The organism is Synechococcus sp. Cruz CV12-2-Slac-r (genome assembly GCF_024346075.1).
GTDB lineage: Bacteria > Cyanobacteriota > Cyanobacteriia > PCC-6307 > Cyanobiaceae > Synechococcus_D.
The window spans coordinates 14,924-27,743 of sequence record NZ_JAGQEK010000009.1 but is presented as its reverse complement, the minus strand read 5'-3'; the positions used below and the strand labels follow the sequence as shown (position 1 = coordinate 27,743).

The 12,820-nt window shown below is 50.0% G+C and carries 9 protein-coding genes; 3 read left to right on the top strand and 6 right to left on the bottom strand.

What is annotated here, in order from left to right:
- Positions 1–563 (bottom strand): tetrahydrofolate dehydrogenase/cyclohydrolase catalytic domain-containing protein (locus KB557_RS02015; RefSeq protein WP_315856179.1); only part of this gene is annotated, 563 nt, incomplete at its 3' end.
- 169 nt (positions 564–732) lie between these two features.
- Between KB557_RS02015 and KB557_RS02010 the strand changes: the two genes are divergently transcribed.
- A complete protein-coding gene (locus KB557_RS02010) occupies positions 733–2,736 on the top strand; it encodes an HDIG domain-containing metalloprotein (protein WP_399218511.1) in 2,004 nt (667 codons plus the stop codon).
- Between the two features lie 19 nt (positions 2,737–2,755).
- On the opposite strand, the gene KB557_RS02005 is transcribed toward KB557_RS02010, so the two are convergent.
- Both KB557_RS02005 and KB557_RS02000 read right to left on the bottom strand, forming a co-directional pair.
- Positions 2,756–3,592, bottom strand: coding sequence for a carbohydrate ABC transporter permease (locus tag KB557_RS02005; protein ID WP_255131128.1), 837 nt, complete (start codon positions 3,590–3,592; stop codon positions 2,756–2,758).
- Positions 3,589–5,196 (bottom strand): 2-isopropylmalate synthase, encoded by a 1,608-nt coding sequence (locus tag KB557_RS02000; RefSeq protein WP_255131127.1) that lies wholly within the window; start codon positions 5,194–5,196, stop codon positions 3,589–3,591. The genes KB557_RS02005 and KB557_RS02000 overlap by 4 nt, the downstream gene beginning before the upstream one ends.
- A gap of 96 nt (positions 5,197–5,292) precedes the next feature.
- Here KB557_RS02000 and KB557_RS01995 point away from each other — a divergent pair, with 96 nt between their 5' ends.
- Together KB557_RS01995 and arsS are read left to right on the top strand one after the other, a co-directional pair.
- Complete coding sequence (locus KB557_RS01995) at positions 5,293–6,867, top strand: glycoside hydrolase family 57 protein (protein WP_255131126.1); 1,575 nt, start codon at positions 5,293–5,295, stop codon at positions 6,865–6,867.
- On the top strand, positions 6,852–7,868 hold the full coding sequence (arsS, locus tag KB557_RS01990; RefSeq protein ID WP_255131125.1) for an arsenosugar biosynthesis radical SAM (seleno)protein ArsS: 1,017 nt from the start codon (positions 6,852–6,854) through the stop codon (positions 7,866–7,868). The genes KB557_RS01995 and arsS overlap by 16 nt, the downstream gene beginning before the upstream one ends.
- Here the strand turns inward: arsS and crtL are convergent.
- From crtL to gyrA, 3 genes are read right to left on the bottom strand one after another with little or no spacing between them, the layout of a single operon-like run.
- The gene (gene crtL / locus KB557_RS01985) at positions 7,828–9,021 is read right to left on the bottom strand and encodes a lycopene beta cyclase (protein ID WP_255131124.1); all 1,194 of its coding nucleotides are present in this window, start codon (positions 9,019–9,021) and stop codon (positions 7,828–7,830) included. The genes arsS and crtL overlap by 41 nt on opposite strands.
- Entirely contained in the window at positions 9,021–10,157 is a 1,137-nt protein-coding gene (locus tag KB557_RS01980; RefSeq protein ID WP_255131123.1) for a CARDB domain-containing protein, read from the bottom strand. Before KB557_RS01980 ends, crtL begins: the two co-directional genes overlap by 1 nt.
- Positions 10,157–12,787, bottom strand: coding sequence for a DNA gyrase subunit A (gyrA, locus tag KB557_RS01975; RefSeq protein ID WP_255131122.1), 2,631 nt, complete (start codon positions 12,785–12,787; stop codon positions 10,157–10,159). The genes KB557_RS01980 and gyrA overlap by 1 nt, the downstream gene beginning before the upstream one ends.
- Positions 12,788–12,820 lie beyond the last annotated feature (33 nt).

Genomic DNA, 12,820 nt, shown 5'->3' with positions numbered 1-12,820 from the left:
ACAGTAACGGTGGCATTTGCTTGCTGAAGCATCAAAGCCATCGGCTGGCCCACCAAAATGCTGCGGCCCACCACCAACGCCCTCACTCCCTCTAGGGGGATTTGAGCTTCTTTCAAAAGGGCCATAACACCGGCAGGAGTGCAGCTGCGGGGCCCTGGCTCCCCCCTCAGCAACCGCCCCAAATTGAGCGGATGTAACCCATCGGCATCCTTAGCGGGATCTAAAACTTGCAATAAAGCCCTGTCGTTTATTGATGCCGGCACCGGTAGTTGCACCAAAATTCCATCTACGGCAGGGTTTTTATTTAGCCGTTGCAGTTCTGCTTCCAGTTCTGTCTGGCTGATATCAGCTGGCAGATGACAACCAAAACTGATGGCGCCAATGCGGGCACAGGCCTTTTCTTTGTTTGCCACGTAGACGCCACTGGCTGGGTCGTTGCCAACTCGCAATACAGCCAACCCAGGTGGGCGAATCCCTTTGCTTAAACCTGCGGCGATAGAAGCCGCCAAAGTGGATTCAAGCTGCGCCGCCAGCAGGCGTCCATCTAAGCGTTGCGCCGCCATGGCAATTGCAGGAGCTAGCGTCAGTTTGACGGTTAGTGCGTTGGTGGCTCCAGTTTTGTTGGAATGGCTCCAAAAGCAATGGCTCCAAAGGCAGTGGCTCGCAAGGCAGTGGCTCCAAAGGCAGTGGCTCAAAGCTGAAAATTTTTGGCGTCGCTGGTTGCGCCAGGAGATGCCATGGCGCTTGCCTGTGCGCTGGACAAGCCAAGACGGCTTGCTGCTGCTGCTTGGCTGCATGTTGGTGGGGTTGTTATCGGCCTGGCCCTGGCTGGTGCAGCCCACATTGCGGCCAGGGGTGCCAGCACCGTTTGAAGTGCGAGCCCCCAGCAACAGAACAGTTGTTGATAGCGAAGCTATGCAGCAACGCCGCTCTCAACTCGGACCGCGCATACAGGTGCAAATCAGCGATGCCGCTGCCAGTCGCCAACTTCAAGAAAGGCTTGAGCGCCTGTTGCAGGAACTGTTGAGCAGCAGCAGGGGGGATGAGAAACAACTGCCCCCAGTAAATCTCAACCCTGGTGAGCTGCTTTTTCTAAAAGATTCAGCCCCCCAAACCCTGCAAAATTGGAGCCAGGAACTACGGCTAGCCCAACAAAAAATGTTGGCACAAGGGGTAGTAGCAACCCTCGCCCCTGGCCAACTACTTCAAGCCAGCTGGCTACAACTTGGAAATCTGCCCGAACCAAACCGCCGCCTTGGCGCGAAATTAATTACAAGCTCTCTGCAGGGCAACACCAACCTGCGGATCGACAACAACCTCACCCAACTGCTGCTGAATGATTTAGTTCAGCAAAAAGGTATACCAAAATTTCAAGTGCGCGCTGGGGAAGTAATTACCCGTCGCGGCGAAGCCATTAGCCAAAGGGCCTACGACGTTCTCGATAATTTCGGCCTAATCAGCCGTCGTGTTGCTCCACAATTATTTCTACAGCGTTGGGCAGAAGCCAGTTTTGGTGCAATTTTATTGCTGCTGATCTGCCGCCGCTGGAAACCAAGCTTGGAGGTATCCCAGGCGTTTTTGGTGCTGGGAAGCCTTGCCCTTGTGCAAGGGGCAAAACTTTGGTTTGGCGCCTCGGCAAGCGCCCTTGCTCTTCTGGTGCCCCCCAGCGTTTTATTGGCGGAGGGCCTCGGACCCGCCTGCGGGCTTAGTTGGCTGGCCTTAGCAACACTGTTGTGGCCAATCCCATTGAGCAGCATTGGGACAGGTCGCATGCTGGTGGCAGCTGGGGTGGCAGTGGTGGCAACGCTGCTGGCGGGCCGCCAGCGCTCCAGGGGAGAAATGCTGCAAAACAGCGTTTTATTAACCGTTGCAGCGCTGTTGGCGCAGGCTTTATGGCTGCAACTTCAGGGGCGGGCCCCGGGAGGTGAGCTACTGGCGGAGGGGATATTGATGGGGGGACTGTTGCTACTGGGGTTATTGCTGGCCCCATTTGTGGAAAACCAATTTGGGCTTGTTACCCGTTCACGGCTACTAGAGCTGAGCGATCTACAAAGACCCCTGCTGCGCAAATTGGCATCAGAAGCACCTGGCACCTTTGAACACACCTTGATGATTTCCAGCCTGGCGGAAGAAGGGGTAAGAGCAATTGGCGGCGATATAGATCTTGCTAGAACAGGATCTCTTTATCATGATATTGGGAAACTACATGCGCCCCAATGGTTTATTGAAAACCAAAGTGGTACCAATCCCCACGAGCACCTAAACGATCCTTGGCGCAGCGCTGAAATTTTGCAGGCCCATGTAGATGAGGGGCTCAAGCTTGCTCAGCGCTACAAGCTGCCAAAACCAGTAGCAAATTTCATTCCAGAACATCAAGGCACCTTGCGAATGGGGTTTTTCTTGCATAAGGCCAGGGAACAAAACCCAAATGCCAGCGACAAGCCGTTTCGCTACCGCGGCCCAAGGCCCCAATCAAAAGAAACAGCAGTGCTGATGTTGGCCGATGGTTGCGAAGCAGCCCTGCGCTCAATGCCCCCCGAAACAAACGAAATAGAAGCCCATTCCGCCGTGCGGCGAATAATTCAGGCCCGGCGCGATGACGGCCAGTTAAGCCTTAGCGGCCTTGAAATAGCTGAGCTCGAGTTACTGGTTAAGGCATTTGTGCAAGTGTGGAAACGCATGCGCCACAGACGCATCCCATATCCAATTCCAGCTCGCAAAACATTTAGTAGTTAAAGAATAACTAGCAACCAAATCACCCCTTCACAGCATCGCCGCTAGCGCTAGGCAATATAAAACGTTGAAGCAGAACAAAAATAAGAAGTACTGGCACGATAGATACTATTGAGCCGGCAGCGAGCAAGCGCCAATCCAAAGAAAAACTACTTGAAAGTTGCTGCAAACCCAATGGCAAAGTATAAAGATTGGGATCGTCTAAAATTACCAAAGGCCATAAGAAATCACTCCAAGTTCCAATAAAAACCAGCATTCCTAAAGTAATTAAATCTGCCCGAGCCGCTGGGATTAACACATTCCACCACTCGCCAACGGGGCTACAGCCATCCATCCGAGCTGCCTCCTCCAGCTCAACTGGCACTGCAAGAAAACTCTGACGCAGTAGAAATATGCCAAACGCTGTAGCAGCATTAGGCAGGATCAAAGCAATTAATGTATTACGCAAACCCAATTGCACCATTAATACATACAAGGGAATCATTACCACCTGAAAAGGTATTAATATCGTTGCCACAACCAAGGCTAAGGCCATCCCTCTACCGCGGAACTTCATGCGGGCAAGAGGAAATGCAGCGAGAGAACAAAATAATAAATTTGCTATCACACTAAAACCACTCACCATGGCACTATTTAACAAGTATTGCCCCATAGGGCTCTGGCTAAAGAGCGTGCCATAGGCCTGCAAGCTCGGCTGAGTAGGCAAAAGCCCTGGCGGACTACTAAAAATATCTTCAGCAACACCTTTGAGCGAAGTACTCAACAGCCATAGCAGCGGCGTAAGCATTACCAGAGCGAACAAAAGCAAAAGCCCTAGCTGCAGCGCCCGCCCGATAAGTGAGTAATTACGAACCCTCATAAAACCGGAAGGGGGGCCTGCTGAGGGTGCAGAGGTTGATGTTGCAAGCCGTTAACCAAACGGTTTAAGGCATTCACAAATGCCTGAGCTGCTGCCACCACCACATCGGTATCGGCGGCATGGCCTGAATACAAACGCCCCTCGTGGCGCAACCTAATTGTTACTTCACCCATGGCATCAATGCCTTCAGTAACTGATTTCACCGAAAATTCCACCAATTCATTAGGCACCTGTACCAATTGGTTTAAGGCCTGGCACACCGCATCAACCGGGCCGGTGCCAATGGAGGCAACAGTGCGCTGCTCACCATCGATGCTGCTCAAAGTAACTGTGGCGGTGGGTTGCAAATTAGTGCCGCAGCTCACCTGCACCCCAAGCAATTGATAGTAGGCCTCTAATTGTTGAGTGTGATCACTAACAATGGCTTCTAAATCGCGATCGGTAATTTCACGCTTGCGATCAGCTAATTCTTTAAACCGCGCAAATGCATCATCCAAATCATCGCCTTGCAAGGTATAGCCAAGCTCCTCAAGGCGAGCGCGCACAGCGCTGCGACCACTCAATTTGCCAAGACTGATGCGGTTATCGGTGAGTCCGATGGTGCGAGCATCAATAATTTCGTAAGTGAGGCGATTTTTCAATACACCATCTTGATGAATCCCACTTTCGTGGGCAAAGGCATTCGCCCCCACAATCGCTTTATTTGGCTGCACTGCCATGCCAGTGAGGTTGCTTACCAAACGGGAGGTTTTATAAATCTCTTCAGTGCGAATTGCAGTAATGGGCTCCTGGCTAGTTACTTCTCTTCCCAAAAATGGATTGTAATATGACCGTCTTACATGTAGTGCCATCACCAATTCTTCTAACGAAGCATTTCCAGCCCTTTCTCCAATTCCGTTAATTGTGCACTCCAATTGCCGGGCACCATACTTAACAGCTTCAAGGAAATTAGCTACCGCTAAGCCAAGATCATTATGACCATGCACAGAAATTACCGCATCTTGAATATTTGGCACGTGTCTATTTATGCCATCAATTAAGGCGCCAAATTCACCTGGGGTTGAATAACCAACAGTATCTGGAATATTGATTGTGCTAGCTCCCGCAGAGATTGCTGCTTCAATTACCTCATACATAAATTCAGGATCACTGCGGCCGGCATCTTCACAAGAGAATTCAACATCCTCCACAAAGGAACGGGCATAAGCCACCATTTCAGGCACAATCGCGAGCACCTCAGCTCGGCTTTTACGCAACTTATGTTCCAGGTGGATGTCGCTGGTGGCAAGAAAAGTGTGAATGCGGCGGCGGGCAGCGGGCGCCACCGCATCTGCGCAGGCTTTGATATCACCTTTAGTTGCTCTGGCTAAGCCGCAAATTATGGGTCCATCTGCGCTGCCAACATTGCTGGCAATGCGCTGCACAGCATCAAAATCGCCAGGGCTAGCAAACGGAAAGCCTGCTTCGATTACATCAACTCCCAAGCGGGCTAGTTGCTGGGCAATGGCGAGCTTTTCATCCAGATTCAAGCTGGCGCCAGGAGATTGCTCCCCATCTCTAAGGGTGGTATCAAAAATCAAAACACGGCCTGGATCCTTAGCCATCAGTGCATCGCGGAAACCGCGTCCTCCTTATTTAGCTCTGTTGCAACTCTAAGAACTGCCGGGGGGGCCGTAAACTGAAAGCACTGATAGATAACCATGGCAGCTGGCGCTTTGGCCTTGGTGCTTCATGGTCACCTGCCCTACGTGCGTAGCAGGGATCCTGGTTCCCTTGAGGAAGATTGGTTTTTTCAAGCTTTAGTTGAGAGCTATTTGCCCCTTCTGGGCATGCTGCAGCGCTGTGAGCGCAATGGCCTTAACCCCAGGCTCACGATGAGCCTTTCCCCCACCCTGCTGTCGCTGCTGAATGATTCTTTATTACAAGAGCGCTTTCCCCTCTGGTTAGAGCAGCGCATCGGCTTATTGCAGCGAGCAAAAGCGGAAGAGGAAGAGGCAGCCAACCAGTTGCTGCAACATTTTCAGCTTCAACTCCAGGCTTTTGCCGATTTAGGAGGCGAACCAATCCGTGGCTTTGCAGCCTTACAAAAAGCGGGGGTGCTCGATCTCCTTACCTGTAGTGCCACCCATGGTTATTTACCTTTGCTGCGGGATCCGGTGGAGGCGGTGCGGGGGCAATTACTTACTGCTGTAAAGGAGCATGAACGCCTTTTAGGAGTAAAGCCGCAGGGCATCTGGTTGCCGGAATGCGCCTACTACGAAGGCTTAGATCAGCAATTAGCAGCTGCGGGATTGCGCTACGCCGTGCTTGATGCCCACGGTTTGCTCCATGCCCTGCCGAGGCCCCGCTACGGGGTTTATGCACCTATTTGTTCGCCAAACTCGGTTGCTTTTTTTGGCCGCGACAGCGAAGCCACCTTGCCGGTGTGGTCTGCCAGTGATGGCTACCCAGGTGATAGCTCTTATCGCGAATTTCATCGCGATCTCGGTTGGGATTTAGAAGAGGGCGAGCTTCAAGCCGCCGGCATCTTGAGCAGCAGACCATTGGGGCTAAAGCTCAGGCGTGTAAGTGGCGGCGATTGCCCCCTTAATAAAAAATTGCCTTACGAGCCGAATGCTGCTGCCCTCACAGCTAAACGTCATGGCAGCAGCTATGTGGCAGCGCGCCTAGAGCAATTGCGCGGATTAAACGAATTAATAGATCGCCCCCCTTTATTGGTGGCTCCATTTGATGCGGAACTGTTTGGCCATTGGTGGTTTGAAGGCCCCCAATTTCTTGAACAAGTTTTTCTGCAAGGCGCTGCAGCAGGCCTTAATTTCATCAGCTTGCAAGGCAGCTTGAGCAGTGGGGTGGATTTACAGGTGTGTCGGCCGTCGCCCTCCAGCTGGGGGCAGGGTGGTTACCACTCCTATTGGTTAAGCGAAAGCAATGCCTGGGTGGTGCCCGATTGGCATCGAGCTTCCCTAGCCATGGTGGCAGCTAGCAACTACGAACAAGGCAAAAAAAATCCGCAGCGTCTACGTTATTTGCGCCAAGCGGCAAGGGAATTACTGCTTGCCCAATCTTCTGATTGGAGTTTCATTTTGCGGGCTGGCACCACAACAGAACTAGCAAAAGATCGAATCCAACGCCATTTGAATCGATTTTGGCGCTTGATTGAGGTATTGAAACCAAACCATCTCAGTAATGCCGCAGAAATAAGTTGGCTTGATGCCCTGGAACAAGAAGATTCTTTATTCCCCTTGGTGGATCCAAGCGATTGGCAAACCCAGTAACCCTGGCGGCAACGCCCTGCTTTAACGAAAAAATTGCTGCACCTTTAAAACGCAGCCAGCAATTGAAAGTGCTGCAATTAAATCTGGGCAAACTTTGCAATATGAGTTGCAGCCATTGCCACGTGGAAGCCGGTCCGCATCAAGGGGCAAGCCAGATGGGGGATGCGGTTGTGGCCCAATGCATCAAGGCAATAAACCAATTACAACAGGAAGTTGTTGATCTAACCGGTGGCGCCCCTGAATTGCACAGCCATTTCAAAACCTTGGTGCAATCCGCCCGCGCCAAGGGCTGCCAAGTAATCAACCGCAGCAATCTCACGGTGCTGCTGATACCAGCCCTTGCTGGTTTAGCCGCTTGGTTGGCGGAGCAACGGGTGCAGATCGTGGCAAGTTTGCCCAGCTGCGATCAAGCCAATACCGATGCGCAAAGGGGAGACGGCACCTGGAAGGCATCAATGCAAGCCCTGCGCCAGTTAAACCAATTGGGCTACGGCAGAGGCAATCCAGCCCTGCTTTTAAATTTAATGAGCAATCCTCCCGGAGAAGCACTACAACAATTAAGCAGCTGCGATCAAATTTACTGGCGTAAACAATTAAAGAAAGAAGGAGTAAGTTTCGATCAACTAATCGGGCTTAATAATATGCCTATTGCTAGATTCCTTGATGGATTAGAAGCAAAAAAACGCACAAATATGTATATGCAATCTCTAGTAGACGCTTTCAACCCCGCTAGTATATGCGGCTTAATGTGCCGCACAACCTTATCGGTAGCAGCGGATGGCTCTTTATACGATTGTGATTTTAATCAGATGCTAAATCTACCTTTAGCACTGCAAGGTAAAACAAATTTACCAAATATTAGTAATATTACACTTGAAGATTTAGCAGGAAATAAAATTCACACTGCCAATCATTGCTATGGTTGCACCGCAGGTCAGGGCAGCAGCTGCAGCGGAGCAATTACAGAAGCAAACCCCAGCGCACCCCAAAAGGAGAACTAATAAATAAACGCAACATTGCCGCAAGCAACTGCAGAAAAGTTAGTTGATTAGTAAGAAATCCCAACCACTGCTGCTGAGGTAGGGCAAAAAAACTAACAAAAAATTGTTGTAACTTTTCTTGCTTAAATCGCATTAATTTATTTAAACCAAAGCAATAAATAGCGCGTTTAGCCCTCAATTCAAAGGGCCACAAAACCCTCCAGGCTGATTTTGCAATAACAGCAGCAGCTAACTCTGGATCAGCAATACCTGCAGCAATTGCATCTGCAAAACTTGGGGCACGGCGCAGTAGAGCTCCAATTAGGTAACCAGAAGCTGGATGCACCATGCTGGCAGCTGAACCAAAAGCCAATAGCTGCTGTTGCAAGTTAGGCAGCGGTAAGTTCATAGGAAATAAACAAAACTCTTCGTGTATAACATCCACAGGTTCTACATTTCGCTTTGCTAAACGCCTAAGCAGCCGTTCCTTTAAAAGCTGATAGGGCACAGCAGGGGCGAGGGCAAGAGAGGTTTCTTCTACGAAAAATAAATCAGCCCCTAAATCCATTGCATAGAGAAAAGTTGCTGGTTCGTTATCTACTTCAGCTGCACTTAGGTGATCAGAGCGGTAATCCATTAGCACGAACTGATCTGGCAGCACTGGCGCCGCTGAGAAGCGCCCAACAATTCCGTAGGCCGCCTGGCTTGCCACAACTGTTTCTTGCCGCCGCTGCACTAAGGGCGATTTGTGGCCGCTGGCATCAATAACAATGCGAGCAGCAAAACGTTCGGCTTCAGCGCTGATAACAATCGAACCCTTGGCATGATGTTCCACAATTGCTGCTGAGCCCAATTGCCATTGCACACCAGCCTCTAAGCATTGATCAAGCCAATATTTCTGGAGTGCGTCTTTATTAAATAAGCCATAATTGAATTTATGTTTAATAATTTCAGGAAAATAGCTGTTGCAGTGGCTCCAGCGATGCTCAAGCAGATCCTGCAGGGCTAATTCATCCAACTCCGGGCCCCAAATACCAAAGGTGTTTGGCCATGGTTCAGCGGGATGATGGGGCGCCAAACCCTGCACCTGTAAACCTCTTTCCACTAATGCAGCAGCAATACATAAAGCAGCCGGACCTGCACCAATTACGAGCACATCAATAGGGGATTGCATCAGAGCAAAAGATCTAAATGCGCCCGGTTATTGCATTGCTGATTGGCTTGTTCAATTATTTCCCCTTCCGGATCAGCAATCACTTCCAAGCGATGGGGGCCGCTTGCTAGGCAAAGTGTGAGCTCAAATTGCTCACTTGCAGCAGCTGCAAGCCATGGTAAACGTAAATATTGATGGCTCGAGTAGCAATCATCTACAACAATTGCAACTCCCACATCGCTCACATCCATAGCACCTCTATTCACCACAGTGAAGCTGATAACAGAAGCAGTAAATTGCAATTCTTCAATAGCCAGATCACTACTGAGGCGATGCAATTGCTGGAGTGGATAAATAGCGAAACGCTTTATTGCTTTTAAACGGCTACCTGGATGCTCGTGGTGCAAATGGCCGCCATAACGCAAATCGCTGCTGCAACCATGAAGATGGAGATGGGCATCAGGATTTGGCACCGTAACCCTGCCACTACTTGGGTTTGTATCAAAAAAACCACAGCAATCCCAATCCAGCGAATTGCCCAAATAACGCACTGGATCGCTTGCGATAGCTGGATCTTCCGGCGCAAGGCGATAGTGCTGCAATAAATCGTAGATGCTGCTAGCGGCAGTGCCGTCGCTGCTTTCGCTGCGGGCGACGGCGGAATTACGACGCTGTTGGCCCATGCAAAGTTTTGAGGCCACCGTGATCACAAGGCATTGCCATTCCAATTCCAAGCGAAAGCCATAAATTGGTGCTGCTTCAATTCGGCCTTGGCTTTTGAGAAGCTCAATAGCGTTTGCTACCACTGCCTGCAAAGGTTTATCCAGCACCTCGCCAAGTTCAGCTGGATCGAGTAATACCCGCAGAGAAGAAGCATCCCCCGTAAAACAAACGTAAGGGAAATGAGCACTGCCATCGCCGGGTCGTAAGGCACGAATTGCAGCATCAGCTGCTTCACATTTCCAGATAGTGGTGTTGCCGCTTTGATTACGTAAAAAGCTAAGTTCACCATTATCGATACTCGTGGTGGTGCCCATGCCCAACACATCACCATCCAAAGGAATTGCTTCCATTGGGAGATGTTCTTTCACATCGCCCTGGATTAAATCTGTAATCGTGTTTGCGATCCAGAAATCAACCCCAGCCTTCTGCATCATTAGGCTTCGATATCTGAAACAGTGGGAATATCCAACACAGCAGCTTCTTCCTCTGCTTCTAAAGCTGGTGGCACCAACACCACCTCGGCTAATCGATCACCTGAATCAAGCTTCTGAAGCCTCACACCAGTAGCAGCTCTTGATTGTTGCGGAATCGCATCAGATTGCAATCTCACAATCACACCTTTTTCGCTAACAAGTAACAACTCCTCGTCTTCCCCCATTACCCGCAAACCCACCAAGGTATCGCCATCACGGCGGAATTTAATGCCTCGTAATCCCATACCAGCACGTTTTTGCAAACGGAATTGATCCACCGGAACCCGTTTGCCAAGGCCGGATGCGGTGGCTACCAACACCCATGGACCCTCACTAACAGCTGGGATCTCTGCCTCAGAATCAACTTCACCTGCCGCTTCACTAACTTCGATATTGCTATTTGCAATGCGATCAGCAAGTTCCATCGGCAACACATCCATACTTACCAACTTGTCGGCATCCCGCATCGCCATGGCACGCACACCACGGGCTGAGCGACCAAGGGGCCTTAATTCCTCATCTGAAATCCGGAAATGAATCGCCATTCCTTTTAAAGAGCCAATCAAAATACTGTCGCCAACTTTGGCTAAACGCACCCATCTAAGGGCGTCTGATGGCTCCAAACCGATGGCAATTAAGCCATTGGAGCGGATATTAGAGAAGGCGGATAATGGGGTGCGTTTGATGTAGCCCCCGCTTGTAAGCATCAGCAACTGCACCTCATCTTCAAAAGCTGAAACAGCCAGAATTGAAGTGATCTTTTCCTCCCGTGGGATCGGCAACAACTGCACTATTGGAGTGCCCTTAGCGGCGCGGCTAGCGATCGGCACCCGATAGGCGGGCACTGAGTACACAACACCACGATCAGAAAAGAGCAATAACGCGTCGTGGTCGTTGCAACTAATAAACAAACAAACAGCTTCTTCGCCTTGGCTTTTAGTGCCGGCTTTTCCACGGGTGCCGCGGCTGGTGGATTCAAATTCGCTAACAGGCATCCTCTTGAGGTAGCCGTTTTCGGTAAGTAGCACCACCGAACGCTCATTAGCAATTAAATCAATATCTTCAAGCCCACCTTCTAGATCTAAGATCTCGGTACGTCTTGGCGTGTTGTGGCGTTCTTTGAGTTGCTTTAATTCAGTTTCAATTATTTCAAGCACGCGTTCGCGCTGCTCTAAAATATTTTGATAATTAGCAATTTTTGCTAACAGATCTTCGTGTTCAAGTCTTATTTTATCTGCCTCAAGCGCTGTGAGGCGGCGCAATTGCATTTGCAAAATTGCATCGGCTTGAATATCAGTGAGCCCATGTTGAAGTGTTAATTCTTGCCTTGCAGTAGCAGCATCTGCCGCCTGCCTAATGAGCTTAATGATCGCATCAAGATCATTTAATGCCACCAATAAACCGAGTAGGATATGATCCCTTTCTTGAGCTTTACGCAGTAAATAACGGGTGCGGCGCTCGATTGTTTCTATTCTAAATTCAATAAATACCTGAAGCATTCGCCGCAGCGTTAATACCAAAGGCTCAGCTTTCACCAAAGCGAGCATGTAAGCACTGAAGTTATTTTGAAGCGGTGTAATTTTGTATAAGTTATTTAAAACAACTTGCGGGTAAGCATCTCTGCGTAATTCAATTACGATGCGCATACCATCGCGATCACTCTCGTCGCGAATGTCTGAGATACCATCTAGCTTTTTATCATTTACTAATTCAGCTATTCGCTCAATTAGAGCTGCTTTATTGGTTTGATAAGGAAGTTCCGTGATAATAACCGCATCGCGATCTGGGCGCCCTTTAACTTCAAGGGTTTCGATTGCCGCAACACCTCTCATTGTGATGGAGCCGCGGCCGGTTGTATAGGTTTCACGAATGCCCATGCGGCCAAGAATTTGCCCACCAGTTGGGAAATCAGGCCCTGGAATTATCATCATCAATGAACGATCATCCAGATCTGGATTAGCAATAAGTGCTAATACTCCATCAATTAATTCACCTAAATTATGGGGGGGAATATTAGTTGCCATACCAACGGCAATACCGCTGGAGCCATTAAGTAATAGATGGGGCACCCGGGCCGGCATCACTGTTGGCTCCTGTTGCGAACCGTCAAAGTTGTCGATGAAATCGACGGTTTCGCTCTCTATATCCTCCAGCAAACTATCTGTTGTAAGTGCCTGTAAGCGGGATTCCGTATATCGCATTGCAGCAGGCGGATCGTTGTCTACCGAACCGAAATTGCCGTGGCCATCAATTAAAGGTGCCCGCATTGAGAAACTTTGGGCCATACGCACGAGGGCGTCGTATACGGCTGTATCGCCGTGGGGATGATATTTACCAAGCACTTCACCAACAACACGGGCGCATTTGCGATAAGGCCTATCGCTGGTGAGCCCCAGCTCATACATCGCGTAAAGAATGCGCCGGTGCACTGGCTTAAGGCCATCGCGGGCATCGGGCAAAGCCCTTCCCACAATCACGCTCATCGCGTACTCCAGATAGGAGCGCGACATTTCAATGCGCAGATCGGTTTGGATGATTCTTTCGGTGGAACCTTCTGGGGAACCTTCCGTTGATCCGGTGGGATCCGCCATGGAACTACCTACTGCGCTAAGCCAGACGAACAG